The 25,904-nt window shown below is 69.8% G+C and carries 21 protein-coding genes and 1 riboswitch; of the genes, 6 read left to right on the top strand and 15 right to left on the bottom strand.

Going from position 1 to position 25,904, the window contains the following annotated elements; translation table 11 throughout:
• Positions 1-37: 37 nt before the first annotated feature.
• A complete protein-coding gene (locus KZC52_RS05585; RefSeq protein WP_247623064.1) occupies positions 38-1,132 on the top strand; it encodes a winged helix DNA-binding domain-containing protein in 1,095 nt (364 codons plus the stop codon).
• Between the two features lie 33 nt (positions 1,133-1,165).
• On the opposite strand, the gene KZC52_RS05580 is transcribed toward KZC52_RS05585, so the two are convergent.
• Positions 1,166-2,608, bottom strand: coding sequence for an XRE family transcriptional regulator (locus KZC52_RS05580; protein ID WP_247623063.1), 1,443 nt, complete (start codon positions 2,606-2,608; stop codon positions 1,166-1,168).
• Positions 2,609-2,719: 111 nt separating this feature from the next.
• Here KZC52_RS05580 and KZC52_RS05575 point away from each other — a divergent pair, with 111 nt between their 5' ends.
• Complete coding sequence (locus KZC52_RS05575) at positions 2,720-4,582, top strand: phosphoenolpyruvate carboxykinase (GTP) (protein WP_247623062.1); 1,863 nt, start codon at positions 2,720-2,722, stop codon at positions 4,580-4,582.
• Positions 4,583-4,768: 186 nt separating this feature from the next.
• Here the strand turns inward: KZC52_RS05575 and KZC52_RS05570 are convergent, their stop codons facing one another.
• Together KZC52_RS05570 and KZC52_RS05565 are read right to left on the bottom strand one after the other, a co-directional pair.
• Positions 4,769-6,670, bottom strand: a complete 1,902-nt coding sequence (locus KZC52_RS05570) for an ABC transporter ATP-binding protein (RefSeq protein ID WP_247623061.1) — start codon at positions 6,668-6,670, stop codon at positions 4,769-4,771.
• A 68-nt stretch (positions 6,671-6,738) separates the two neighbouring features.
• Positions 6,739-6,945 carry an AsnC family protein gene (locus KZC52_RS05565; RefSeq protein ID WP_247623060.1) on the bottom strand — a complete coding sequence of 69 codons (207 nt, stop codon included), beginning with the start codon at positions 6,943-6,945 and terminating at the stop codon, positions 6,739-6,741.
• A 130-nt stretch (positions 6,946-7,075) separates the two neighbouring features.
• Here KZC52_RS05565 and KZC52_RS05560 point away from each other — a divergent pair, with 130 nt between their 5' ends.
• Positions 7,076-8,107, top strand: coding sequence for a S66 family peptidase (locus tag KZC52_RS05560; RefSeq protein ID WP_247623059.1), 1,032 nt, complete (start codon positions 7,076-7,078; stop codon positions 8,105-8,107).
• Between the two features lie 88 nt (positions 8,108-8,195).
• Here the strand turns inward: KZC52_RS05560 and KZC52_RS05555 are convergent, their stop codons facing one another.
• Positions 8,196-9,656 carry an MFS transporter gene (locus KZC52_RS05555; RefSeq protein ID WP_247623058.1) on the bottom strand — a complete coding sequence of 487 codons (1,461 nt, stop codon included), beginning with the start codon at positions 9,654-9,656 and terminating at the stop codon, positions 8,196-8,198.
• A 144-nt stretch (positions 9,657-9,800) separates the two neighbouring features.
• Between KZC52_RS05555 and KZC52_RS05550 the strand changes: the two genes are divergently transcribed.
• Positions 9,801-10,298 carry a GAF domain-containing protein gene (locus KZC52_RS05550; protein ID WP_247623057.1) on the top strand — a complete coding sequence of 166 codons (498 nt, stop codon included), beginning with the start codon at positions 9,801-9,803 and terminating at the stop codon, positions 10,296-10,298.
• Positions 10,299-10,322: 24 nt separating this feature from the next.
• On the opposite strand, the gene KZC52_RS05545 is transcribed toward KZC52_RS05550, so the two are convergent.
• The 4 genes from KZC52_RS05545 to KZC52_RS05530 form a co-directional block, all read right to left on the bottom strand.
• Complete coding sequence (locus tag KZC52_RS05545; RefSeq protein WP_247623056.1) at positions 10,323-12,059, bottom strand: glycoside hydrolase family 35 protein; 1,737 nt, start codon at positions 12,057-12,059, stop codon at positions 10,323-10,325.
• A gap of 95 nt (positions 12,060-12,154) precedes the next feature.
• The gene (locus tag KZC52_RS05540; RefSeq protein ID WP_247623055.1) at positions 12,155-13,510 is read right to left on the bottom strand and encodes an ABC transporter substrate-binding protein; all 1,356 of its coding nucleotides are present in this window, start codon (positions 13,508-13,510) and stop codon (positions 12,155-12,157) included.
• Between the two features lie 76 nt (positions 13,511-13,586).
• The gene (locus KZC52_RS05535) at positions 13,587-14,432 is read right to left on the bottom strand and encodes a carbohydrate ABC transporter permease (protein ID WP_247624713.1); all 846 of its coding nucleotides are present in this window, start codon (positions 14,430-14,432) and stop codon (positions 13,587-13,589) included.
• A gap of 46 nt (positions 14,433-14,478) precedes the next feature.
• Positions 14,479-15,396 carry a carbohydrate ABC transporter permease gene (locus KZC52_RS05530; RefSeq protein ID WP_247623054.1) on the bottom strand — a complete coding sequence of 306 codons (918 nt, stop codon included), beginning with the start codon at positions 15,394-15,396 and terminating at the stop codon, positions 14,479-14,481.
• A 159-nt stretch (positions 15,397-15,555) separates the two neighbouring features.
• Between KZC52_RS05530 and KZC52_RS05525 the strand changes: the two genes are divergently transcribed.
• Positions 15,556-16,545, top strand: coding sequence for a LacI family DNA-binding transcriptional regulator (locus KZC52_RS05525; protein ID WP_247624712.1), 990 nt, complete (start codon positions 15,556-15,558; stop codon positions 16,543-16,545).
• Between the two features lie 40 nt (positions 16,546-16,585).
• Here KZC52_RS05525 and KZC52_RS05520 read toward each other — a convergent pair whose 3' ends face one another.
• The 7 genes from KZC52_RS05520 to KZC52_RS05490 all read right to left on the bottom strand — a co-directional run bounded on the left by KZC52_RS05520 (position 16,586) and on the right by KZC52_RS05490 (position 22,183).
• The gene (locus KZC52_RS05520; protein WP_247623053.1) at positions 16,586-16,939 is read right to left on the bottom strand and encodes a Fe-S protein; all 354 of its coding nucleotides are present in this window, start codon (positions 16,937-16,939) and stop codon (positions 16,586-16,588) included.
• Between the two features lie 65 nt (positions 16,940-17,004).
• Positions 17,005-17,478 (bottom strand): 6,7-dimethyl-8-ribityllumazine synthase, encoded by a 474-nt coding sequence (ribH, locus tag KZC52_RS05515; protein ID WP_247623052.1) that lies wholly within the window; start codon positions 17,476-17,478, stop codon positions 17,005-17,007.
• Entirely contained in the window at positions 17,475-18,740 is a 1,266-nt protein-coding gene (gene ribA / locus KZC52_RS05510; protein WP_247623051.1) for a GTP cyclohydrolase II, read from the bottom strand. The genes ribH and ribA overlap by 4 nt, the downstream gene beginning before the upstream one ends.
• Complete coding sequence (locus KZC52_RS05505) at positions 18,737-19,384, bottom strand: riboflavin synthase (RefSeq protein WP_247623050.1); 648 nt, start codon at positions 19,382-19,384, stop codon at positions 18,737-18,739. The genes ribA and KZC52_RS05505 overlap by 4 nt, the downstream gene beginning before the upstream one ends.
• A complete protein-coding gene (gene ribD, locus KZC52_RS05500) occupies positions 19,384-20,427 on the bottom strand; it encodes a bifunctional diaminohydroxyphosphoribosylaminopyrimidine deaminase/5-amino-6-(5-phosphoribosylamino)uracil reductase RibD (protein ID WP_247623049.1) in 1,044 nt (347 codons plus the stop codon). Before ribD ends, KZC52_RS05505 begins: the two co-directional genes overlap by 1 nt.
• A gap of 54 nt (positions 20,428-20,481) precedes the next feature.
• Positions 20,482-20,628, bottom strand: a riboswitch (FMN riboswitch).
• A 66-nt stretch (positions 20,629-20,694) separates the two neighbouring features.
• Complete coding sequence (locus KZC52_RS05495) at positions 20,695-21,558, bottom strand: Fpg/Nei family DNA glycosylase (protein ID WP_247623048.1); 864 nt, start codon at positions 21,556-21,558, stop codon at positions 20,695-20,697.
• A 61-nt stretch (positions 21,559-21,619) separates the two neighbouring features.
• Positions 21,620-22,183, bottom strand: coding sequence for a GNAT family N-acetyltransferase (locus KZC52_RS05490; protein WP_247623047.1), 564 nt, complete (start codon positions 22,181-22,183; stop codon positions 21,620-21,622).
• Positions 22,184-22,262: 79 nt separating this feature from the next.
• On the opposite strand from KZC52_RS05490, the gene mfd reads away from it, so the two are divergent.
• Positions 22,263-25,844: a transcription-repair coupling factor gene (gene mfd, locus KZC52_RS05485; RefSeq protein ID WP_247623046.1), complete on the top strand. Its 3,582-nt coding sequence runs from the start codon at positions 22,263-22,265 to the stop codon at positions 25,842-25,844.
• Positions 25,845-25,904 lie beyond the last annotated feature (60 nt).

Here is a 25,904-nt window from a genome sequence, read left to right as displayed (position 1 = left end):
GGGAACGGGTGTCGGGGGCACCGGGCATCATGGGGACATGAACCGCACGTCGTTGCGCCACGAGCGCCTTCGTTCGCATCGGCTCACCGCGCGCGCCGCGTCGGTGGTCGAGGCGGCGCGGCACATGCTGGCGGTGCAGAGCCAGGATTTCACCGCCGGGCGATGGGCGCTGGCTGCCCGCACGCGCGGCACCGTCGCCTGGGAAGCGGTCGATCGCGCGTTCGATCGCGGCGACCTCGTGCGTGCCTGGACGATGCGCGGCACCCTGCACACGATCCCGGCACCAGATCTGGGGTGGGTGCTGTCGGTCACCGGGGCGCGTCAGTTGGCGGCCGCCGCGACGCGCCATCGCGATCTCGGTATCGACGACGAGCTGCTGCGACGCGCGGCCCGGATCATCGACCCGGCGCTCCGCGATGGCGGCTGCTCCCGCGCGGAGGCCTTCGCACGATGGTCGGATGCCGGGATTGACCCGCGGGATCAGCGCGGTGTGCATCTGCTCGGAGCTCTCGCGATGCGGGGCGAGATCTGTCAGGGCCCGGTCGTGCCTGCGACGACCTCCGCGGGGATCACCCGCGAACAGCGCTTCGTCGCGACCGACGCGTGGATCCGTGATTCGGTGCGGCCCGACGATCCGCTCGCCGAACTCTTCGTGCGCTACGTCGACGGTCACGGGCCGGTGCGGGTCGAGGACTTCGCGTGGTGGTCGGGGCTCACCCTCGGAGCATCGCGCGAGGCCGTGGCCCGCGCGGGCGTCCGCGTGGTCGAGGTCGAGGAGGGCACCTATGCAGCGGTCGCACCGCCGCGTCGCTCGCCCGGGGCGCCACGGGTGCAGGTGCTCGGAGCCTTCGACGAGTACTACATCTCCTATGCGGATCGCGCGCTCGTGTGCCCGCCCGAGGGGCTGGCCGCGGTCGGTCCGGGCAAGAACGGCATGGTGCGCCCCGTCGTGGTCGTCGACGGCGAGGTGGTCGGGGTGTGGCGTCTGCCGGCGGCATCCGGACGCGGGGGCGGTGAGGCGGTCGTCGAGCCGTTCTCTGCGGGGGAGCGGCCGGCGCTCGATCCGGAGATCGACGAGCAGGTGCGCGCCGCGCTCGCGCGTCATGCGGCGTTCCTCGGTGCCGCGGCCTGATCCGCGGAGCGACCCGCAGATGGACGCCGCGGATCACTCCTCGGCGTGACGCCCGAGGAACTCGTAGACCTCGCTGTCGTCGACGCCGGGGAAGGCACCACGGGGCAGCGGCGAGAACATGTGGGTGTGCACGCGGGCGCTCGGCCACGATTTGCCGTTCCAGCGCTCCGTCAGCTCCGACGACGGGCGTCGGCAGCACGATTCGTCGGGGCAGTTCGACACCGCGCGATCGGTCGTCTCGCGACCGCGCCACCAGCGTGCGTCGTCGAAGGGGACGCCCACCGTGATCGAGAACTCGCCGTCGGCCGACGACCCGGTCTGGGTCGAGCACCAGAACGTGCCCGACGGAGTGTCGGTGTACTGGTGATGCTCGGTCGTGCGGTTCTGCTGCGTGAAGGCCGCCCGTGCCTGGAACTTGCGGCACACGCGCTGACCCTCGACGGCCCCGGTGACGTCCATGGGCAGGGGCAGGTCGTCATTCTCGTAGACGCGGGTGATCGCGCCGTCGGAGTCCACGCGCAGGAAGTGCAGCGACATGCCCAGGTGCTGGGTGAGCAGGTTGGTCATCCGCATCCCCGCGGCCTCGTGCGTGACACCGAAGGTGTCGCGGAAGTCCTCGACGGCGAGGTTGCGATCCTTCTTGGCCTGCTGCAGGAAGGCGACGGATGCGGTCTCGGGCAGCAGGCAGCACGCACCGAAGTAGTTGATCTCGAGGCGCTGCTGCAGGAAGTCGGCGTAGTCGGTGGGCGGGGTGTGCCCGAGCAGGCGGTGGGCCATCGCCTGCAGCGCCATGGAGCGCAGGCCGTGGCCGCCGGGGATGGAAGCGGGCGGCAGGTAGATGCGCCCGTTCTCGAGGTCGGTGACCGAGCGCGTGGAGTGCGGCAGGTCGTTGACGTAGATGAGCTCGAACCCGAGGCGCTCGGCCATGATGCTCACGGTGCGGTGGCTGAGCGCGCCCTGCACGTGCCCGGCGGCCTTGAGCTGCTTCTCGGCGAGCTTCTCGATGTCGCCGAGGTAGTTGTTCTGCGCCCGCATCCGCAGCCGGAGCTCGGTGTTGGCGCGGCGGGCCTCCTCCGGGGTCGCGATGGCCTCGCGCTCGCGGCGCTGGAGCTCGCGGTGCAGGCCCAGCACCGACTCGATCGTCTCGTCGCTCATGCCCTTCGTCACGCGCACCGGGGCGATGCCGAGCTGGCGGAACACCGGGCTCTCCTGCGCGCGGTCGAGCTCGATCTCGAGAGCCGCGCGGCGGTTCGGCGGCTCCCCCGAGATGAGGTCGGTGACCTCGGTGCCCGTGGCCTGGGCGATGGCCTGCAGCAGCGAGAGTTTCGGCTCGCGCTTGCCGTTCTCGATCAGGCTGAGCTGCGACCCCGCGACGCCCACGAGCGCGCCGAGCTCGTCGAGGGTGAACCCCTGAGCCTGCCGGTGGTGGCGGATGCGATGGCCGAGGGTCGTGAGATGGATGCCGGAGGACGCCATTCCTTGATCTTAGACGAAAGAATCGCGATATTTACGACCAGAATCGTTGAAAAGTCCCGAGGAATGCCGAAGAAGATGGGTTCAACGCCCCACACTTCAAAGGAGCAGCCCATGGCCATCGCCGAAGTCTTCACCCCTCGCACCTCGCCCGTCGCCGCCGCGCGCACCTTCGGCGCGGTGCCGGTCTATGACACTCCCACGATGGCGGAGCTGGTGGCCTGGGTCGACGAGATGGCGGAGCTGACGCAGCCCGATTCCGTGCACTGGGTCGACGGGTCGCGCGCCGAGAACGACTGGCTGCTGCGCGGCCTCGTCTCCGAGGGCAAGCTCATCAAGCTCAACCCCGAGTGGCGTCCCGGCTCGTACCTCGCCCGCTCGCACCCCAGCGACGTCGCCCGCACCGAGGGGCGCACGTTCATCTCCTCCGAGAAGGAGGAGGACGCAGGTCCCACGAACAACTGGGCACCGCCCGCCGAGATGCACGAGAAGATGACGGACCTGTTCGCCGGGTCCATGCGCGGACGCACGATGTACGTCGTGCCGTTCTCGATGGGTGCGGTCGGCGGCCCGCTCTCGCACATCGGCGTGCAGATCACCGACAGCGCCTACGCGGTCGCCTCGATCGGCATCATGACCCGCGTCGGCGATGCCGTCACCCGGCAGATCGCCGACGGCGCCCCGTGGGTGCGCACCGCGCACACCGTCGGCGCCCCGCTCGCGCCGGGACAGGCGGATGCCGAGTGGCCGTGCAACGACGAGAAGTACATCGTGCACTTCCCCGACACCCTCGAGGTGTTCTCCTACGGCTCGGGATACGGCGGTAACGCGATCCTCGCCAAGAAGTGCTTCGCGCTGCGCATCGCCTCGGTGATCGCTCGCGACGAGGGCTGGCTCGCCGAGCACATGCTGCTGATCCGCGTGATCGACCCGCAGGGCACGGCCTACCACGTGGCTGCGGCGTTCCCCTCGGCGTGCGGCAAGACGAACCTCGCGATGCTGCGCCCCACGATCCCCGGATGGAAGGTCGAGACGCTCGGCGACGACATCGCGTGGATCCGTCCGGGCGAGGACGGGCGCCTCTGGGCGATCAACCCCGAGGCCGGTTTCTTCGGCGTCGCTCCGGGCACGGGTGAGGCGACCAACGTCACGGCGGTCGAGACGCTGTGGGGCAACACGATCTTCACGAACGTCGCCCTGCGCCCCGACGGCGACGTGTGGTGGGAGGGACTGACCGACACCGCTCCCGCCGAGCTCACCGACTGGGAGGGCAATGCCTGGACGCCGGACTCCGGCCGTCCCGCCGCGCACCCGAACTCCCGCTTCACCGTCTCCGCGGCCCAGTGCCCGCAGATCGCCGAGGACTGGGAGGAGGCCGTGCCGCTCGACGTCATCCTGTTCGGTGGGCGTCGCGCCAGCAACGTCCCGCTCGTCGTCGAGGCGACCGACTGGACCCACGGCGTCTTCCTCGGATCGAACATCTCGTCCGAGCGCACCGCCGCGGCCGAGGGAACCCTCGGCGAGCTGCGCCGCGATCCCTTCGCGATGCTCCCGTTCTGCGGCTACAACATGGGCGACTACTTCGGCCACTGGTTGAAGGTCGGTCGCGGTCTGCGCTTCGATCGTGCGCCGCGCATCTTCCAGGTCAACTGGTTCCGCCGCGGCGACGACGGCCGCTTCCTGTGGCCCGGGTTCGGTGACAACTCGCGGGTCGTCGACTGGATCATCCGCCGGATCGCCGGCGAGGTGCCGGCCGTCGACAGTCCGATCGGGCGCCTGCCGCGCACCCAGGACCTCAACCTCACGGGGCTCGACATCCCGCAGGCCGACCTCGACGAGCTGTTCGAGGTCGACCCCGCGGCGTGGCGGATCGAGGCCGATCGCACCGAGGAGTTCTACGACACGTTCGGCGACCGGCTTCCGGCCGCCCTGCGTGCCGAACTGGCGTCGCTCCGGTACCGCCTCGAGAAGGCGTAACCGGAGCGCAGGGCCAGGTGCCGGTTAGGGGGAGCCGGCACCTCTGCGGGTCCTCATCGCAGGACGCGCGCACAGACCCGCGACGGCGGGATGTCGGAGACGAACCCATGGCTGAGTGGTCTCCGGTATCCCGCCGTCGCGTCTTTCCGTGCGCGTCGCGCCGTGTGGCCGAGGGCAGCGCTCGGATCAGGCGAGCAGCTGGTGGCGGGCGAGGTCGCGGTACAGCGGCGTCGACTCGACGAGCTCCGCGTGCGTGCCCTGACCGACCACCGCGCCGTCCTGCAGCACGACGATGAGGTCGCTGTCGACGACCGTCGAGAGGCGGTGCGCGATCACCACGAGGGTGCGGTCGTTCGAGACGGCGTCGATCGCCTCGCGCATGCGCTGCTCGTTCACGCCGTCGAGCGAGGAGGTCGACTCGTCGAGCAGCAGGATCGGAGCGTCGGTGAGCAGGGCGCGGGCGATCGCGAGTCGCTGGCGCTCGCCGCCCGAGAGCATCACGCCGTCTTCGCCGACCGGTGCCGCAAGGCCCAGGGGGCTGCGCTCGAGCACGTCGCCCAGGTTGACCGCGCGCAGCACCCGTTCGCAGTCCGCATCGGACGCCGCGGGCGAGGCGAGCCGCAGGTTGTCGGCGAGCGTGCCGGCGAGGGTCGGAGCGTCCTGCTCGACGTAGCCGAAGTGCGCGCGCAGCTCGTCGCGCGGGTAGGTGCGCGCGTCGTGCCCGTGCACGCGGATCGATCCGCCCGTCGGGTCGTAGAAGCGCTCGACGAGCGAGAGGATCGTGCTCTTGCCGGCGCCGCTGGGCCCGACGAGAGCGACGCGGGCGCCGCGGGGAACGGCGAACGAGACGCCGCGCAGCACCTCGCGGTCGAGGGCGTCGGCTGCGGGAACGGTGTCGAGGGTCGTCTCCGGCTTCTCGACGTGGGCGTCTTCGAGCAGCGTCCGGGCGGCCTTCGCCGCCGCCTCGCGCGCAGCGACCACGTTGTCGGGGTAGCGGAAGTGCACGTCGCGGAACTCGATCGCGGCAGCATCCGGTGCCGTCGCGGTGCGCACGATGTCGGCGGCGATCCGTTCGTCGTCCTGCGTCTCGGTCGGCAGCTCGAGCACCTCCTGGATGCGGCCGAGCGCGCCGAGCGCCTGGTTGACCGAGGTGATCGCCCCGAACGTCGTCGCGAGCGGCATGACCAGCAGGAACAGGAACATGATGAACGCGATCAGCGAGGCGATCGAGAGTGCACCGGCGGCGACCCGGAACCCGCCGACGCCGAGCACCACGATCAACGAGAGCTGGAGGGCGATGCCCGCGACCGGAACCACGAGCGAGGAGATCTTCGCGATCCGCACGCCGATGCCGTAGGCCTCGTCGGCCGTCTGCGACACGGTCGCGGTCTCGCGCTCGGTCGCGCCGGAAGCGCGGATCGTGCGGATGGACCCCACCGCGCGCTCCACCCCGGAGGCCAGCTCGCCGACCTTCTGCTGCTGCGCGGTCGAGGCCGTGCGGATGCGGCCGCTGAGCGCCACCACGACGACGACGGAGACGCCGATCACCAGCACGATCAGTAGCAGGAGGATCGGGTCGATCACGAGCATCGCCACGAGGGCTCCCACGAAGAGCACGGCGCTGCCGACGGCATCCGCCAGTCCCTGCGTGAGCACGGCGTAGAGCAGGGTCGTGTCGGTGCCGACGCGCGAGACGAGGTCGCCGGTGCGGCGCGCGTCGAACTCCGAGGTCGGCAGGTGCAGGATGCGGGCGATGAGCTTGCGGCGGCTGGAGAGCACGACCGCGGTGCCGGTGCGCTGCAGCAGGTAGTGCTGGAAGCCGGAGATGATCGACGACACGATCACGAACCCGATCAGCAACCACACCAGGATCCCGAGCGTGCCGCCGGACTGCACGGCTTCGATGACCTGCCCGACGAGCAGCGGTTGCACCAGCGAGGTCGCGGCGCCGAAGACGCTGAGCACGGCCACGACGACGAGCGTGCGCTTGTGCTCGAAGAGGAAGGGGAGGAGCTGGCGGAACGTGGCGCGCGGACCATCCTGCTGCGCGCCGCGTCCGCGTCGGCGCGGTGTCGCCGTCCGGGACATGGAAGACCTCGTTCTGGGAAAAAGGGGGTACTACGACCGTACTTCGTGCGGAGGGCGTCCGCGGTCGCTCAGGATCGCCCGAACCGGCGGTGCGCGGCCTGCTTCGATACGCCGAGGGCGCTGGCGATGGCCTGCCAGGAGTAGCCGCCGTTGCGCGCCCGGCGCACCTGGGCCTCCTCGGCGCGCGAGATCTCGCGGCGGAGTGCCGTGAGCCGGTTCAGCTCGGCGAGGGGCTCGCCCTCGGGGTCGGTCGCGATCGCAGTGCGGATGCTCATGCGTCAATGCTAGTTGACACCTGAGCCGGCGTCAACCCGAATTGACGTTTCGAATTGCTCGCTTCGTCGATTCCGACCCGGCGAAACGGCGAAGTGAGCGATTCGAACCCGTGATTGGCAGACTGGGCGGATGCTCGACACTCCCGCACTCCGACCCGGCGACCACATCGCCGTGCTGTCTCCCGCCTTCGCCGCTCCGGCCACCGCACCCGAGATCCACGAGCAGGCGATGAGACGGCTCGCCGAGCTCACCGGACTCGTCCCCGTCGAGTACCCGACGACGCGCCTCCTCGGCGCGAGTCCGGAAGCACGGGCCGCCGACGTCAATGCGGCGTTCGCCGATCCGAGCATCCGAGCGATCCTGGCGACCATCGGCGGCGACGATCAGATCCTCGTCGTGCCGCACCTCGATCCCGCGCTGGCGCTCGCCGATCCCAAGCCGTTCCTCGGGTACAGCGACAACACGAACATCCTCAACTGGCTCTGGGAGCTCGGCATCCGCGGGTACTACGGCGGCTCGACCGCTGTTCACCTGGGGCCGGGCGCCGCCGTCGACGACGTGCACCTGCTGTCGCTGCGTGCGGCGCTCCTCGACCGCGGCACGGTCGAGATCACCGAACCGGGGGAGTCCGAGGACATCGGTCGCCGCTGGACCGATCCGCGTGCGTTGACCGAGTTCGGCGATCGGACCCCGACGGAAGCGTGGACGTGGGCGGGGCCTGCGCGCACGGTCTCGGGGCGGACCTGGGGCGGATGCCTCGAGGTCATCGACAGCCTCGCCCTCGCCGACCGCCTGCCGGTGATCGATGATCTCGCCGGGTCGATCCTGTTGCTGGAGACGAGTGAGGAGCGTCCGCCGGCGAGTTGGGTGCACCGATGGCTGCGCGGGCTGGGGGAGCGCGGCATCCTCTCGGCTGTCGCAGGGGTGGTGGTCGCGCGACCGCCGGTGAGCGACTTCGACTTCTCGCCGTCCGCCGAGGAGGCGCGCGCCCTGCGCGCGGTCCAGCGCGACGTCGTGATCGACGTCGTCACGCGCTACAACCCGGAGGCGGTGGTGTGCGTCGGCCCGCCCTTCGGACACACCCGCCCGCAGTGGATCGTGCCCTACGGCGGCACGATGACCCTCGACGGCGTCGCCCACCGGATCTTCGCCGACTACTGACTCGCGACCGTCGGGGGAACGCGAGAACGCCCCCGGATCCCTGAGTTCGTGCCAGGGGCCCAGAGGCGTTCTGCGGTGACTGATGCCGTTACGGCTGCGGCGTCGCCGCCACGCCGAGGTCGTCCTCGTAGTCGACGTCCTTCGTCTCCTTCGAGAGCACCAGGGCGATGAACGTGAGAACACCCATCGACGAGAGGTACAGACCCACGAGCCACGGGGCGCCGCCGCCCGCCTGCCACAGCCACACCGCGATGAGGGGTGCGACGGCCGCGCCGAGGATCGACGAGACGTTGTACGAGATCGCCGAGCCCGAGTAGCGCACGTTCGTCGGGAAGAGCTCGGGCAGCAGGGCGCCCATCGGGCCGAAAGTGGCGCCCATGAGCATGAAGCCGAACACGAGGAACGCCTGGGCGAGAGCACCGGTGAACTTCGGGTCGACGGCAGGCAGCAGGAATGCGTTGAACGTCAGACCGAAGATGATGATGAGGCCCGTGACCCAGAGCAGCAGCTTGCGGCGGCCGATCTTGTCGGCGATCGGACCCGACAGCAGGGTGAAGATTCCGAAGAACACGACACCGATGATCTGCATGAGCACGAAGTCCGTGTAGCCGAAGCCGAGACCGGGGTAGAACTGGGCGGCGAACGCCGACGCGTCGAAGTCGTTGCCGGCGGCCTCCGCGGCGGCCTGCGCGGCGGCGGATGCCGTCTCGAGCGAGGCCGCCTTCGTGCCGTACGACAGCGTGAAGTTCGTCATCAGGTAGAACAGCACGTACGTGGCCAGCATGAAGAACGTGCCGAGGATGAGCTGCTTCCAGTGGTGGCGGAAGACGGTCGCGAGCGGGAGCTTGCGGATCGTGCCCTTGGTCTCGGCCTTCTTGAAGGTGTCGGACTCGACGAGGCGCAGACGCACCCAGAGGCCGATGATGACCATCACGGCGGAGAACAGGAACGGGATGCGCCAGCCCCACGAGAGGAACGCCTCGGACTTCAGCGCCGGGTTCTCGGCGTGGGGGAGCAGCCAGTTGATGCTGAGGAACAGCAGGTTCGCGATGATGAACCCGAGCGGGGCGCCGAGCTGCGGGAAGGTGCCGTACCAGGCGCGCTTGCCCTTCGGGGCGTTCTCGGTGGCGACCAGGGCCGCACCCGACCACTCGCCGCCGAGCGCGAAGCCCTGCGCGAGACGCATGATCAGCAGCAGGAGGGCGGCCACCCAGCCGATCTGCTGGAAGGTGGGCAGGAGCCCGATGAGGAACGTCGCGATACCCATCGTGAGCAGCGAGGCGACGAGCGTCGCCTTGCGGCCGTACTTGTCGCCGAAGTGTCCGAAGACCACCGCGCCGATGGGGCGGGCGACCATCGCCGCGCCGAAGACACCGAACGAGGCGAGGAGGGAGGTGGTGTCGTTGCCGGTCGGGAAGAAGAGGACCGGGAACACGAGCACGGCCGCCGTGGCGTAAGCGTAGAAGTCGTAGAACTCGATGGTCGTGCCGACCAGGCTCGCGGTGATGACACGCGAGCGGGGATTCGCCGGCGCTGTGGTCGTACTCATGCTGCTCCTTAGGAATAAGTGCCTCGGTACACCGAGGCACTCGGGCGAGTTTACGCCTTCCTGAGTGTTCGCTGTACGCCGGGCGGGGTCAGAAGGCTCTGTGTGACGCGATGCGTAGAGTCGGGCCGACGAGGGGACATCTGCATGGCGACCGAAATGCCCGTCTACCGGGCCCCGATGCGTTCACGCGATGACGCCGTGCCGCGGGGTGTCGGCGCCGAGCGGGCGCTCGCGCTCGGGATCTGCGGCATCGGCGGCCGGGTGTCGCCGTCGCCGACGACTCTGGAGTCCGCGCTCGCCCGCGCCGACGAGCAGAGCGGCATCCGTTTGGCGTGGAGGATCGAGCGCTTCGCCAAGGCGCCGATCGGGGCCTACGTCTGGACGCGCGACATCGACGGCCTGAGCTACCTCGGGCGGCTCACCGGCCCGTGGACCTACGACGCCATGGCGGAGGCGCTCGCCGCGGACCTCGTGCACGTGCGCCGCTGCGACTGGATCCTCGAGCCGATCGAGGAGAGCGTCGTCCCCGGTGCCGTGCAGGCCGCCTTCGGTCGTGGCGGACGCAACTGGCAGCGCATCCGTGCCGAGGGCGTCACGCCGCCCACGGCAGCGATCTGGCAGCAGCACCGCGGCGACGTCTGAGCCCTCGGCTTTCGCCGGGTACGGTCACTCCTCGGTGTCGCCCAGGCACAGTCCGCGCACGAACTCCGCACGCGGCGAGAGCAGTTCCTCGAGCTCGAGGACGACGACGCGGTTCTCCCCGGCGCGGGTCGCCGGCGCGGGAACGAACAGCGTGCGCTGCGGACCGTTGCGCCAGTAGCGGCCGAGGAAGAACCCGTTCACGAACGCGTATCCCTTGCTCCACGCGCCGGTGTCGAGGAAGAGGTCGGCCGGAGCATCCAGCACGAGGTCACCCGTCCAGGCGCGCGGGCCGTCGCCCGATCGGGGGGCGGTGCGGGTCGCGACCTCGTCGGCGATGGCCTGCACGTCGAGCGGAGTCGAGGTCCAGTCGCCGAGGGGCGCACCATCGAGCATCGGAGCGCCGATCAGGCCCTTCTCCTCGCCGAGACGATGGTCGTAGTTCACGCGACCCTGCTCCTCGACGAGGATGCTGAGGGTGCGACCGGCGGGGATCCGCAGCGCCTGGTCGTGCCGCGTGCGCGACAGGGTGCCGACGGGCAGGCCGTCGACGCTCACCCAGGCGAGGTCGCGCACCTCCTCGACCGTGAGCAGCCCGGGGCCGCTCATCGGAGGAAGGGCCAGGTCGTAGCGCACGAGGGCGCTGAGGTGCCCCAATTCATCGAAGGTGGCCGGGAGTGGAGCAGGAGAAGCGGATGCCGCGGCATCCGTCCATGCGCCGGCGGGCGTGAGTTCGACGCTCGCGACCGGGGCGGATGCCCGGGGCGCGGGCAGCTCGTCGGGGACGGGTGCGTACTTCGCGATCACGTCGCGGAAGGCGAAGAACTTCTCCGTCGGATCGCCGGCCTCGTCGAGCGGGGCGTCGTAGTCGTACGACGTGACGATCGGGAGGTAGCGGCCCTTGTGGTTCGCGCCGTTCGTCAGGCCGAAGTTCGTGCCGCCGTGGAACATGTAGATGTTCACCGACGCTCCTGCGGCGAGCAGGGCGTCGAGATCGGATGCCGCGGCATCCACGTCGGTCGTGTGGTGCACCCCGCCCCACCAGTCGAACCATCCGTCCCAGAACTCGGAGCACATGAGGGGCCCGGTGGGCTGGTGCGCGCGCAGGGTCGCGAGACGCTCGGTGCTGCGCGATCCGAACGAGCCGGTCTTGTGGAGCTCGGGCAGGCTGCCATCGGCGAGCATCTGATCGGTAGGCTGATCGACGGTCGTGAGCGGCACTGTGATCCCGGCCTCGCGGGTGAGGGCGACGAGGGCTTCGAGGTAGGCCTTGTCGGAGCCGTAGGCGCCGTACTCGTTCTCGATCTGCACGAGCACGACGGGACCTCCGCGGTCGATCTGCCGCGGGGCGACGATCTCGTACACGCGGCGCAGGTAGGCGCTGATATCGGCGAGGAACGCCGGATCGGAGGAGCGCAGAGCGCGCTCGCCGGCGGTCAGCCAGGTCGGCAGGCCGCCGTTGTGCCACTCGGCGCAGATGTACGGTCCGGGGCGCACGATCGCGTCCATCCCCTCCGCGTGCACGAGGTCGAGGAAGCGGCCGAGGTCGTTCCATCCGGTGGCGTCCCACTCGCCGCGCCGAGGTTCGTGCGCGTTCCAGGCGACGTAGGTCTCGATCGTGTTGAGACCCATCAGGCGCGCCTTGCGGATGCGGTCCTGCCACTGGTCCGGGTGGATGCGGAAGTAGTGCAGGGCGCCGGCGATGACCTGGTGCTTCCGTCCGTCGCGGAGGAAGTCGGTGTCGCCGATGGTGAAGGAGGTCACGATGTGAAGTGCTTTCGGTAGAGAAGTGGCCGGATCGGGTCCCGAGCCCAGGATCGTTCCCTGAGCCTGTCGAAGGGCCCGATCCGGCCACCGTGTTACTTGTTGACGCTGAAGCCCTGCGAGTTGCCGTACTCGACCAGCGCGTCCTGCCAGGCGATGAGGCCCTCGTTCAGGTCGGTGCCGTTCTGGTAGGCCTGGCCGACGGTGTCACCGAAGATGCTGATGCCGTAGACCTGGTAGGGGAGGTAGCTCCAGTCGGGGACCACGTCCTCGGCCGCTGCGGCGAGCACCTCGTTGATCTTCTGGCCGCCGAAGTACTCCGGGGCGTCGGAGAGGAACTCCTCGCTCGACAGCTCGGCGGAGGTCGACGGGAAGCCGCCGCTCTCGAGGAAGAGCGAGATGCTGTCCTCGGAGTTGTTGAGCCACCACAGGAATCCGGCCGCGAGCTCCGGGTTCTCGCTCTGCGTGGTCACGGCCTGGCCGCCGCCGCCGTTCTCGGCGCTGGCGGGGGTGCCGTCGTAGGTCGGCATCGGAGCGACGCGCCAGTCACCGGCGCCGTCGGGCGCACCCGAGATGAGGTTGCCGGGCATCCAGGCGCCGATCACGAGGGTGGCGATGCTGCCGTCGCCGAGGGCGCGGAACCACTCGTCGCTCCAGCTGCTGACCGGGGCGACGAGGTCTTCCTCGACGAGACGGTTCCAGTTCTCGGTCCACTTCTTCGAGCCCTCGTCCTGAAGGTCGATCGTGACGTCGGTGCCGTCGGTCGAGAAGGGCTGGCCGCCGGCCTGCCAGATCATCGACGTCGCGAAGCCCGCGTCGCCGGTGTCGTTGGTGATGTACGCGTCGGGGTTCGCGGCGTGGATCGCCTTCGCGGCCTCGTAGTACTCGTCCCACGTGGTCGGCACGGCGATGCCGGCGGCGTCGAAGACGGCCTTGTTGTAGAACAGCGCCATGGGGCCCGAGTCCTGGGGGAGGCCGTAGATGGCGTCACCGTCGGTGACCGAGTTCCAGGTCGAGGCGGTGTAGTCGTCCTCGAAGTCGCCGAAGCCGTACTGAGACAGGTCGACGAAGGTATCCGTGAGGGCGAACTGCGGGAAGGCGTAGTACTCGACCTGCACGACGTCGGGAGCACCGGAGCCCGCCTTGATGGCGTTCTGCAGCTTCGTGTACTCGTCGGTGTTGGTGCCGGCGTTGACGACGTTGACCTTGACGTTCGGGTACTCCTCCATGAACGCCGCGGCCTGCGCCTCGGCGGAGGGGGTCCACGACCAGTACGTGATCTCGCCGCCCTTCTCGAGCGCGGCCTCGACCGAGTCGAACGATCCGTCACCGGCGGCGCTGCCGCCGCCGGTGCCTCCGGTGCTGCAGCCGGCCAGGGCGAGAGCTGCGACGGTGCCGGCGGCGAGCACCGTCAGGGTGCGGCGCGCAGCGGGGTGAGGAAGGTGCTTCATTGCTGTGTCCTTTCGGGGGTGCGATCCAGCATCGGATCGACGTTTTCTGCGATGCGAGGTGCGGGAAGAGGGGTGCTTACTGCTTGACGCTTCCCGCGGTGAGACCTGACTGCCAGAACCGCTGCAGCAGCAGGAAGGCGATCACGATCGGGATGATCGTGAGCAGCGAGCCCATGATCACCAGGTTGTAGATCGGCTGGGATCCGGCCCCGATCGCCTGCGAGCTCCACTGGTTCAGGCCCACGGTGAGCGGGTACCAGGCGGGGTCGGAGAGCATGATCAAGGGCAGGAAGTAGTTGTTCCACGTCGCGACGACCGTGAAGAGGGCGACGGTCACGATGCCGGGTGCGAGCAGGCGCATCGAGATCGTGAAGAACGTGCGGAACTCCCCGGCGCCGTCGATGCGAGCGGCTTCCAGCAGTTCGGTCGGCACGGATTCCGAGGCGAACACCCAGATGAGGTAGAGGCCGAACGGGCTGATGAGCGAGGGGATGATGACCGCCCAGGGGGTGTTCGTCAGACCCAGCTCGCTGAAGAGCAGGAAGGTGGGCACGGCGAGCGCCGTGCCGGGCACCGCGACCGCACCGAGCACGATCGCGAAGACGGCGCGTCGGCCGGGGAAGCGGTACTTCGCCAAGCCGTAGCCGGCCATGGTCGCCAGCAGCGTCGCGCCGCCCGCGCCGACCACGACGTAGAGCAGGGTGTTGCCCAGCCAGCGCAGGAAGATGCCGTCGCGGAACGAGAACGTCGCGACCAGGTTGTCGATGAACGCGAAGTCGTCGGCGAACCAGAGGCCGAACGAGCTGAAGAGGCCCGACTGCGTCTTGGTCGAGCTGAACAGCAGCCAGACGAGCGGCACGAGCGTGTACAGCGCGTACACGACCATCACGATCAGCAGCGTCTTCGACGACCGCGGGTTCATCGGGTCGTTGCGCTTGCGTGTGGAGCGGGCGAGGGGGAGTGCCATCTCAGCGCACCTCCGACTTCGAGCCGCGCAGTTGCACGACGTAGGCGATCACGGCCGTGATGATGCCCATGATGATGGCGATCGTCGCGGCGTAGTTGAACTGCTGGCCCGCGAACGAGAGGTTGTACGCGTACATGTTGGGGGTGAAGTACGTCGTGATCACGTTCGGGGCGAGGGGGCGCAGGATGTTGGGCTCGTTGAAGAGCTGGAAGCTGCCGATGATCGAGAAGATCGTGGCGATGACGAGCGCGCCGCGCACGGAGGGGATCTTGATGGAGAAGATCGTGCGCCAGGCGCCGGCGCCGTCGAGCGAGGCCGCCTCGTACATCTCGGTGGGGATCGTCTTGAGCGAGGAGTAGAAGATCAGCATGTTGTAGCCGACGAACTGCCACGTCACGATGTTTCCGATCGACACGAGGATCCACTCACGGGCGAACGGGGTGATGAGGTCGCTGCCGAGGAAATCGTTGAAGTTCGACGTCAGACCGAACTGGTCGCCGTAGATGTAGCCCCACATGAGCACCGCGACGACGGCGGGAACCGCGTACGGCAGGAAGATCAGGATGCGGAAGAACGAGGCGCCGCGCAGGCGCGCGCTGTCGAGGGCCAAGGCCGCGCCGAGGGCGAGGGCGAGCATGATCGGCACCTGCACGACGAGGAAGATCAGCACTCGGCCGAACGCCTCCCAGAACTGGGGGTCGGTGAGGGCGCGCACGTAGTTGTCGACGCCGACGAACGCGTTGCCGCCGATGAGCTTCTCCTGGAAGAAGCTGAGGTACAGGGCGTACGCGAGCGGGGTGAGGAACACCAGCGCGAACACGAGCATGAACGGGCCGACGAAGGCCCATCCCTTCCAGTCGCGCTTCTCGCGGCGGCGGATGCCGGCGGCTCCGGGGGCCGCAATGATTTCAGTCGTCATCGACGAGACCTTCTCCAAGTCCAGGCGCTCACTGCGCCGTGTGTCAACGTCAACATATGCGATGCGCTGCTAGTGTGTCAACGTCAACACATGAATGGATGATCAATCGTGTCCCTGGAATCCTCGACAGAGCAGTCGCCGCGGCGGCGAGACCCCTCGATGGAAGACGTGGCGCGCGAGGCCGGCGTCTCCGGCCAGACCGTCTCCCGGGTGGTGAACGCGCGCGGCTACGTCGGTGCGGCAACCAGGGAGCGCGTCGAGCAGGCGATGCAGCACCTCGGCTATCGGCCCAACAGTGCGGCCAGGGCTCTGCGATCGGGCCGCTTCCGCGCCATCGGCGTGATCATGTTCTCGTTCAGCTCCTACGGAAACCAGCGCACGCTCGACGCGATCGCCGTGCGCGCCTCGCAGATGGGCTACGCGCTCACCCTGATCCCGGTCGAGTCGAGTGCCCGCGAGACCGTGGCGGGCGCGTTCCGCCGTCTCGAGGAACATGCCGTCGACGGCATCATCATCGTGGTCGAGGCCCACCAGCTCGATGAGGCGGAGGTCGAGATCCCCGACGGGTTGCCGATCGTGCTCGTCGACTCGAACCGCGGCTCGACGCATCCGTTCGTCGACACCGACCAGGCGCAGGGCGCCCGGCTCGCCACCGAGCATCTGCTCGACCTCGGGCACGAGACCGTCTGGCACGTGTCGGGGCCGACCGAGTCGTACTCCGCCGAACGTCGCCGCGAGGCCTGGCGGTCGACGTTGGAGGCGCGGGGTCGCCGGGTTCCCGAGATGATCCCGGGCGACTGGAGCGCTGCCTCCGGGTACCGGGCCGGTGTCGAGCTGCGCGATCGCGACGACGTCACCGCCGTGTTCGCCGCCAACGACCAGATGGCGATCGGTGTGGTGCGCGCGTTCCGCGAGGCAGGCCGCGACATCCCGAGCGACGTCAGCGTGGTCGGCTTCGACGGACTGCCCGATGCGGCGCAGATCTGGCCGCCGCTCACGACGGTGCAGCAGCACCCCGAGAGGGTCGGCGCGCTCGCGGTCGACGCGCTGCTCGCCGAACTCGACGGGGGAGAGGTCGCGCAGACGCCCCTCGTCGGCACCGAACTCGTCGTCCGCGAGAGCACGGCACCCCCGCGCCCCGCTCCCTGAGCGATGGACGACGGGCGACGAACCGTCGAAGCGGGTGGGCTCAGCGCCAGATCGCGGCGATGGCGGCGTTCGCGGCGGTGAGGATTCCGACGAGCCAGAACATCACCGGGGGCACGGATGCTCCGCGCTTCTGCCGCGCGGTGCCGATGCCGAGCAGTGCGCCGATGACGAGCAGCAGCACGAGCTTCACGCCGATCTTGACGTAGTTCAGGTCGTACGAGATGCCCCACGGGGCGGCGAGAGCGAGACCGGCGACCGCGGCGATCGCCATGCCGATGCTCATCAGCCGCGTGAAGACGCGCTTACCGCCGAAGGCCTGCGCCGCCCACGCTCCGAAGAGCACGGCGAAGCCGATCAGGTGGACGAAGAGAACGATGTGGCGCAGGGTCTCCATGACCCTCACCGTACGAGTCCGCGCCTTCCCTCCGCTACGAAGGGAAGGCTGGCCTCAGCGCGCTCTCAGCCCCGCAGCTCCTTGATGACGAGGGCGGTGCGCAGCGCGGCATCCGCTGCTTCGGCGCCCTTGTCCTCCTTCGATCCCTCGAGACCCGCACGGTCGAGACCCTGCTGCTCGTCGTCGAGGGTGAGCACGCCGAAGCCGACGGGCTTGCCGGTGTCGAGCGAGACGCGGGTGAGGCCATCGGTCGTCGCCGCCGACACGTACTCGAAGTGCGGGGTGCCGCCGCGGATGATCACGCCGAGCGCGACCACCGCATCCGCACCACCGGCGAAGGCGGCCTGTGCGGCGACGGCGAGTTCGAAGGATCCCGGCACGCGCACGAGGCGGTGCGTGGCCCGCGCCTCGTTCAGCACGCGCTCGGCCCCGGCGATGAGGCCGTTCGTGATCGTGTCGTGCCAGGTGCCGGCGATGATGACGACGTCGAGTCCGCGTCCGTCGATGTTCCCGGTCGTGGGTGCTCCTGCGCCGCTCATGCGTCGTCCTTCCGTCCTGCGAGGGCGGCCTTGAGCTCGTCCTCGCCGATGATGTGACCCATGCGGTCACGCTTGGTCTCGAGATACTGGTGGTTGTTGGGTCCGACGCCGACGATGAGCGGCACCTGCTCGACCACGTCGAGGCCGAGCTCGCGCAGCTGATTCACCTTGTCGATGTTGTTCGTCAGCAGGCGCACCTTCGACACGCCGAGATCGGCGAGGATGCCGGCGGCCGCCGCGTATTCGCGGGCATCGGCCGGCAGCCCGAGAGCGAGGTTCGCGTCGACGGTGTCGAGCCCCTCCTCCTGCAGGCTGTAGGCCCGGAGCTTGTTGATGAGCCCGATGCCGCGGCCCTCGTGACCGCGCATGTAGATGACGATGCCGCCGTCCTGCTCGATCGCGTCGAGCGCGGCGTCGAGCTGGGGGCCGCACTCGCACTTGAGCGAACCGAAGGCTTCGCCGGTCAGGCACTCGGAGTGCACGCGCACGAGCGAGGTCTCCTGCGGTTCGCCCGAGACGACGGCGATGTGGTCGGTGCCGGTGACGCGGTCCTTGTAAGCGAGGAACCGGAAGGTTCCGTGCGTGGTCGGCACGGTCGCATCGGCGCGCAGGCTCACGCGGCGGTTGCGCACCGGGCCGTTGTCGCCCTGCGGGTCGATCTCGTTGAGGTGGTCGATCAGCTGCTCGATCGTGATGACGGGCACACCGTCGCGGGCGCCGAGCTCGAGGAGCCCCGGCATCCGCATCATGCTGCCGTCCTCGGCGACGACCTCGGCGATCGCCCCCACCGGCTGCAGTCCCGCGAGGCGCATGAGATCGACGGCGGCCTCGGTGTGGCCGCTGCGCTCGCGCACCCCGCCGTCGACCGCGCGCAGCGGCAGCACGTGGCCCGGGCGGATGATGCTCGTGGCGGTCGATTCGGGGTTCGCGAGCACGTTGAGCGTGTGCGCGCGGTCATGCGCGCTGATACCGGTCGTGACGCCCTCGGCGGCATCGACGCTCACCGTGTACGCGGTGGCGCGCGCGTCTTCGCTCGCGGCGACCATCGGCTGCAGGTTGAGGTCGTCGGCGCGGTCGGCGGGCATCGGCGCGCAGATGAACCCGGACGACCAGCGCACGGTCCACGCGACCCACTCGGGGGTGGCGAGCTCTGCCGAGAGGATGACGTCGCCCTCGTTCTCACGGTTCTCGTCGTCGGCGACGAGAACGGGGCGCCCGGCGCGCAGGGCGTCGAGGGCGTCGGCGATCGTGGAAAGGCTCATCGCGAGCCTCCTTCCGGTGCGGTCCGGAACGCGAGCAGGCGCTCGACGTGCCGGGCGAGGATGTCGGTCTCGAGGTTGACGCGGTCGCCGACGGCGCGGGTGCCGAGGGTCGTCGCGGCGAGCGTCTCGGGGATCAGGGAGATCTCGAACCACTGCTGCTCGTCGGGTCCTGAGCCTGACGAAGGAGGGTCGCTGACCGCGCTGACGGTGAGCGAGGTGCCGTCGACCGAGATCGATCCCTTGTCGACGACGAGCGGGGCGAGGTCGGCGGGAAGGCCGATGCGCAGCACGCTCCACTGGGCTCCGGGCCGCACCTCGAGAACCGTGCCGACGCCGTCGACGTGCCCCTGCACGATGTGCCCGCCCAGGCGCGCGCCGACGGGCATCGCCTTCTCGATGTTGACGCGGGTGCCGACGGCGGCATCGCCGAGCGCCGCGACGTCGAGGGTCTGCTTCATGACGTCGGCGTCGAAGGAATCCGCATCCGAGGCGACCACGGTCAGGCACACGCCCGAGACGGCGATCGACTCGCCGTGCACGGCGTCGGCGGCGGCCTTCGGAGCGCGCACGGTCAGACGCCAGCCGTCGCCCGACGGCGAGATGGCGGTGATCTCGCCGATCTCCTCGATGATCCCGGTGAACATCAGACGGCTCCTTCGGTCGACGCGGTGGGGAGAGAAGCGGGATGGGCGATCGCGAGCAGATCGGCGCCGAGGGGCAGCCACTCGTCGATCGTCAGGCGGTGCGCCTCGCCGATGGACGAGACGCCGATGTCGGTGAGGGCGAGGCGGCTTCCGCCCAGCAGCACGGGGGCGACGTAGGCGAGCACGCGATCGGCCAGCCCCGCCGCCACGAACGCGCTCGCGAGTGTCGGCCCGCCCTCGACGAAGACGCTCTGGATGCCGCGGCCGTGCAGGTCGGCGAGCACCGCGTGCAGGTCGTGTCCGTCGAAGAAGAGGGGAGTGTGCGGATGCCGGCGCACCGCCGCATCCGCCGGAGTGGGGCGCGAGCCGATGACCACCGGGACGGGCTGGTCGGGGAGGAGCGCGTCTCCGTCGCGAGCGGTGAGCGAGGGGTCGTCGGCCAGCACGGTGCCGGTGCCGACGACGATGGCATCGGATGCCGCGCGGCGGCGGTGCACATCGGCACGGGCAGCGGGACCGGTGATCCACTGGCTCGATCCGTCGTCGGCCGCGGCGCGTCCGTCGAGGCTCTGCGCCCACTTCACGGTGACGTGGGGGCGGCCGAGGCGCTGCGCGGTGAGCCATCCCTCGATCACGGCGTGCGCGGCATCCGCCTGCTCGCCGGCCTCGACGCTGACGCCCGCGGCCCGCAGCCGTTCGGCGCCTCCGCCCGACACGGCGCCGGGATCGTCGAGCGCGTAGACGACGCGGCTCACGCCGGCCTCGATCAGGGCGAGCGCGCAGGGACCGGTGCGTCCGGTGTGGTTGCAGGGTTCGAGGGTCACGACCGCGGTCGCGCCGCGGGCTGCGCCGGGGGCGAGCTTCGACAGCGCGTCGACCTCGGCGTGCGGGGTGCCGGCGCCGTGGTGCCATCCCTCGGCGAGGATCGTGCCGTCGGGGGAGAGGATGACCGCGCCGACCTGCGGGTTCACGCCGCGAGGGCCGAGCGCCGCGAGCGCGAGAGCACGGCTCATCGCCTCGCGCTCTGTCTCGTTCACTGCCATCCGTCGTCCTTCTCTGAAGGCTCCGGGGGAGGCGGACGGCGCGCACGGCGGCGCATCGTGCTGCCTCCCTTCCGGACTAGCGGGATCTCTCCCGCATCACCGTCGGTCCCGGATTTCCACCGGATCGGCACCTCGGTCGAAACCGAGACGCTCGCGGACTGTCACCGCCGGTTCGGATTCCCACCGACCCCGGAGCACGTTGATGTTCTGAGTGTACTCAACGCGCCCGCGCTGAATTCATTCCCCGTCATCCGGCGACGTCTCGGCTCATTTCAGCAGGCGCGACAGACGTCGGTCGGCGAGCACCTTTCCGCCCGTCTGGCAGGTCGGGCAGTACTCGAGAGAGCGGTCGGCGAAGAAGACGCTGCGCACGGTGTCGCCGCAGACCGGGCAGGTCTCGCCGCGGCGGGCGTGCACCTGCATCCCCCGGCGCTTCGCGTCTTTCAGCTCGGCCGGGGGCTTGCCGGATGCCTCGGCGAGCGCCTCGCGCAGAGTCGCCTGCATCGCCGCGAACAGCGAGTCGATCGCCGCGTCGTCGAGCGTCGCGGCGATCGCGTACGGCGACATGCGCGCGGCGTGCAGGATCTCGTCGGAGTACGCGTTGCCGATGCCGGCGATCACCGCCTGATCACGCAGCAGGCCCTTGATCTGCGTGCGCTTGCCGTCCAGGAGACCGGCGAACACATCGCGGGTGAAGGCGTCGTCGAGGGGGTCCGGGCCGAGACGGGCGATGCCCGGCACCTCCGCCGGGTCGCGCACGACGTAGACCGCGAGGGACTTCTTCGTGCCCGCCTCGGTGAGGTCGAACCCGCTGCCGTCGTCGAGCGCGACGCGCAGGGCGATCGGCGTCTTGCCGGGCTTGATGATCGTCGTGGGCAGGGTCTCGTACCATCGCAGCCAGCCCGCCTTCGCGAGGTGGAAGACGAGGTGAAGATCGTCTCCGCACGAGAGCACGATGAACTTGCCCCGCCGCGAGGCGCCGCTGATCACGGCGCCGTGCAGCGCGGTGTTGGGCGGGTCGTAGGTCTTCAGCGCGGCGATCGCCGCCACGCTCGTGCGCGTGATCGTGCGCCCCACGACGCGCTCGCCCAGGAAGTCGACGAGCCCCTGCACCTCCGGCATCTCGGGCATGCGAGCATCCTGCCACCGGCATCCGACATCGTCACCCCCGGCTCCGGGCGCGAGGGACGGGTCAGAGGACGGGCCAGGCCACCGGGGCGCGGTCGTCGGTGGGGAGGAGCCCCGCGACCCAGCCGTCGTCGCGGCCGCGCGGTCCGGTGAGCAGTTGCCGCTGAAGACCCTCGTAGCGGAAGCCGAGCGCGCGGGCGGCGCGAGCCGAGGGGACGTTCCCGACCACGGCGCGCCAGGTGAGGCGTGCGAGACCCAGCTCGTCGAAGCCCCAGTCGATGACGGAGCGGGCCGCCTCGACGAGATACCCCCGACCACGGGCGGATGCCGCGACCCAGTAGCCGAGTTCGGCATGCCCGCCCGCGTCGTGCGGGGTGATGCGGTGCAGCCCGATCGAGCCCACGAGCTCCTCACCCGCGTGCACGCTCCACACCGCCTGCGACCCGTCGGCCCACCACTCGCCGGTCAGACGCACGTAATCGGCGGCGTCGTCGCGCGAGTAGGGCGAGGGCACGGTGGTCCAGCGCGGGATCTCCGGGTCCTGGCACGCGGCCGTGATCGCGTCGATCTCGGCGTCGGTCGGCGCCGCCAGCACGAGGCGCTCGGTCTCCAGTCGCACAGCTTCCATCGGACTACGGTATCGCCCGCCGCGGGCGGCCCGGGGAGATGCCGGAGCCGATGTCGGAGGCGGCGGCTAGTCTTGTCCGGTGACTGTTCCAGGGATTCTGCGCGCCTTGGAAGAGGCGTCTCTGTACCGTGAAGCGCTCGGCTGGGCTCAGACCGATGCCGACCTCGGCCTCGTCGACGGGCTCGATGCTCCGGCCCTCGCGGGACTCCTCGCCAAGCGCGCCGCCGCGGGGCATCCGCAGGCGTTGCTCGCCGTCGTGCCCACGGGCCGCCGCGCCGAGAGCCTGGCGCAGGCGCTCGGCTCCTACATCCCCGACGCCGAGGTGCTCACGTTCCCGGCATGGGAGACCCTGCCGCACGAGCGCCTCAGCCCGAGTCCCGACACGGTGGGTCTCCGACTGCAGACGCTGCGCCGCATCCGCGAGTGGGCGGGCGATCATCCGCTCGTCGTCGTCGCCTCGGTGCGTGCGGCCCTGCAGCCGATCGCCGGCAACCTCGGCGAGATCGAGCCGCTCGAGCTCGCGGTCGGCAGCCGCGGCCTCGAACTCGACACCGTGGCCGCCCGTCTCGTCGAGCGCGCCTACTCGCGCGTCGACATGGTCTCGCGTCGCGGTGAGTTCGCGGTGCGCGGCGGCATCCTCGACGTGTTCCCGGCGATCTCCGAGCATCCGTACCGCGTCGAGTTCTTCGGCGACGAGATCGATCAGATCCGCGCGTTCTCGGTCGCCGACCAGCGCTCCCTCCCCGGCGACATCGGCTCCGTCGACCTGCCGCCCAGCCGCGAGCTGCTGCTCACCGACGACGTGCGCGATCGCGCGCGTGCGCTGATCGGCGGCTTCCCGGCGATCGCGGGCATGCTCGAGAAGATGGCCGAGGGCATCCCGGTCGAGGGCATGGAGTCGCTCCTGCCCGCGGTCGCCGGTCCCCTCTCGTCGCTCGCCGAGTACCTTCCCGCGGGGGCCGCGACCGCCGTGGTCGACCCCGAGCGTTCGAGCGCCCGGGCCATCACCCTCGGCGACACCAATCGCGAGTTCCTCGACGCGGCCTGGAGCGCCGCGACCTCGGGTGCCTCCGCACCCATCGACCTCGGCGCGGGCGACTTCCTCACGATCGCCCAGCTGCGCGAGGTCGTCCGCGACCGCGGCGGTGTGTGGTGGCGGCTCAGCCCCTTCGGCGCGGGTCTCGGTGAAGACGAGGCCGAGGCGGCGAACCTCGACGCCACCGTGATCCCGTCGTTCCACGGAAACGTCGACGGGGCGATCTCCTTCGTCGCCGGGCGCATCTCCGAGGGCTGGCGCGTCGTGGTCATCGCCACCGGTTCGGGTCTCGTCGATCGCGCCCGCGACGTGCTCGCCGATCGCGGCATCGCCGCTCGCATCCTTCCCGAGTTGAACGATGCGCCCGAGCCCGGCGTCGCGACCCTGCTCACCGGCTCGGTCGAGGCCGGATTCCAGGTGCCGGAGGCGAAGCTCGCCGTCCTCACCGACAACGAGTTCTACGGTCGTACGATCGGCGGAGACCAGCGGGTGGTCAAGAAGCTCGCCTCCCGCCGCAAGAACGTCGTCGACCCGCTGCAGCTCAAGCCGGGCGACTTCGTGGTGCACAACACCCACGGCATCGGACGCTTCGTCGAGATGACGCAGCGCGAGGTCTCGACCGGTGGACGCAACGCCACGAAGTCGGTGCGCGACTACCTCGTGCTCGAGTACGCGCCCTCGAAGCGCGGCTACCCGGGCGACAAGCTCTACGTGCCCACCGACCAGCTCGACCTGCTCTCGAAGTACGTGGGCGGTGAGGGGCCGACCCTGTCGAAGATGGGCGGCAGCGACTGGTCGCAGGCCAAGGGCAAGGCACGCAAGGCCGTGCGCGACATCGCCGTCGAGCTCGTCAAGCTCTATTCGGCGCGCATGAGCGCCAAGGGCTACGCCTTCGGGCCCGACACCCCCTGGCAGCGCGAGCTGGAGGAGGCGTTCCCCTTCGCCGAGACGGCCGACCAGCTGCAGACGATCGACGAGATCAAGGCCGACATGGAGCGGCCGATCCCGATGGACCGCCTGCTCTCGGGCGATGTGGGCTTCGGCAAGACCGAGGTGGCCGTGCGCGCGGCGTTCAAGGCCATTCAAGACGGCAAGCAGGTCGCGATGCTCGTGCCGACGACGCTGCTGGTGAAGCAGCACCTCGAGACGTTCACCGAGCGCTTCGCCGGATTCCCGGTGAAGGTGCGCCCGCTCTCGCGATTCCAGACCGACAAGGAGGCCCGCCTCACGCTGCAGGGTCTGCTCGACGGCACGGTCGACATGGTCATCGGCACGCACCGCATCCTCACCGACCAGGTGATGTTCAAGGACCTCGGCCTGATGATCATCGACGAGGAGCAGCGGTTCGGCGTCGAGCACAAGGACGCTCTCAAGAAGATGAAGACGAACGTCGACATCCTCGCCATGAGCGCCACCCCGATCCCGCGCACGCTCGAGATGGCGGTCACCGGCATCCGCGAGATGTCGACGCTGGCCACCCCGCCGGAGGACCGGCATCCGATCCTGTCGTTCGTCGGTCCGCGCAGCGACAAGCAGATGGCCGCCGCGATCCGCCGCGAGATCCTGCGCGAGGGTCAGGTGTTCTTCGTGCACAACCGGGTGCAGTCCATCCAGCGCGTCGCCGCCCAGCTCGCCGAGCTCGTGCCCGAGGCGCGCATCGCGGTCGCCCACGGGCAGATGGGCGAGCACGCGCTCGAGCAGGTCGTCGACGACTTCTGGGAGCGCAAGTTCGACGTGCTCGTCTCGACGACGATCATCGAGACCGGGCTCGACATCTCGAACGCGAACACGATCATCATCGATCGCGCCGACCGCTACGGCCTCAGCCAGCTGCACCAGCTCCGCGGACGCGTGGGCCGCGGTCGCGAGCGCGCCTACGCGTACTTCCTGTACGACGAGATGAAGCCGCTCAGCGAGACGGCGGCCGACCGACTGCAGACGATCGCCGTGAACAACGACCTCGGTTCGGGCATGCAGGTCGCCCTGAAGGACCTCGAGCTGCGCGGCGCGGGCAACCTGCTCGGCGGCGAGCAGGCCGGTCACATCGCCGGCGTCGGCTTCGACCTGTATCTGCGCATGATCGGCGAGGCGGTGTCGACGTTCCGCGGCGAGGAGGTCGAGTCCGGTCAGGAGCTGCGTCTCGAGTTGCCGCTCGACGCGCGAATCCCCGAGTACTACATCGACAGCGAACGCCTGCGGCTCGAGGCCTATCAGAAGCTGTCGGCGGCCTCGATCGCGACGGCGAAGGACGACGCGATCGACCTCGTCATCGACGAGCTCACCGACCGTTACGGCACGCCCCCGGCCGAGGTCGAAGGGCTCATCGCGATCGCCCGTCTGCGCCGCCGGGCCGCACGCGCGGGCCTCGCCGATGTCGTCGTGATGGGCTCGAACCTGCGCATCGCTCCGGCTCGTCTCGAGGATTCGATCAAGGTGCGCCTGCAGCGGCTCTACCCGAAGGCGAAGCTCGTCTCCGGCGGCGAGGCGCTGGTCGTGCCCATGCCCACGGTGCCGGCCGCGGTCGGCGTCGGGCTCGAACCGCTCCCGGATGCCGAGCTGCTCGAGTGGGTGGGGCAGTTGTTCACCGCCATCTTCCCGGAGCCCGTGAAGGCCGAGACCGCGTAGCCCGCGAGACCGCGTAGCCCACTAGACCAGCCACGACCGCGCGTCAACGGGGTGTGGCAC

This window comes from Microbacterium galbinum, from assembly GCF_023091225.1.
GTDB lineage: Bacteria > Actinomycetota > Actinomycetes > Actinomycetales > Microbacteriaceae > Microbacterium > Microbacterium galbinum.
This window is presented reverse-complemented; position numbering and strand designations above follow the sequence as displayed.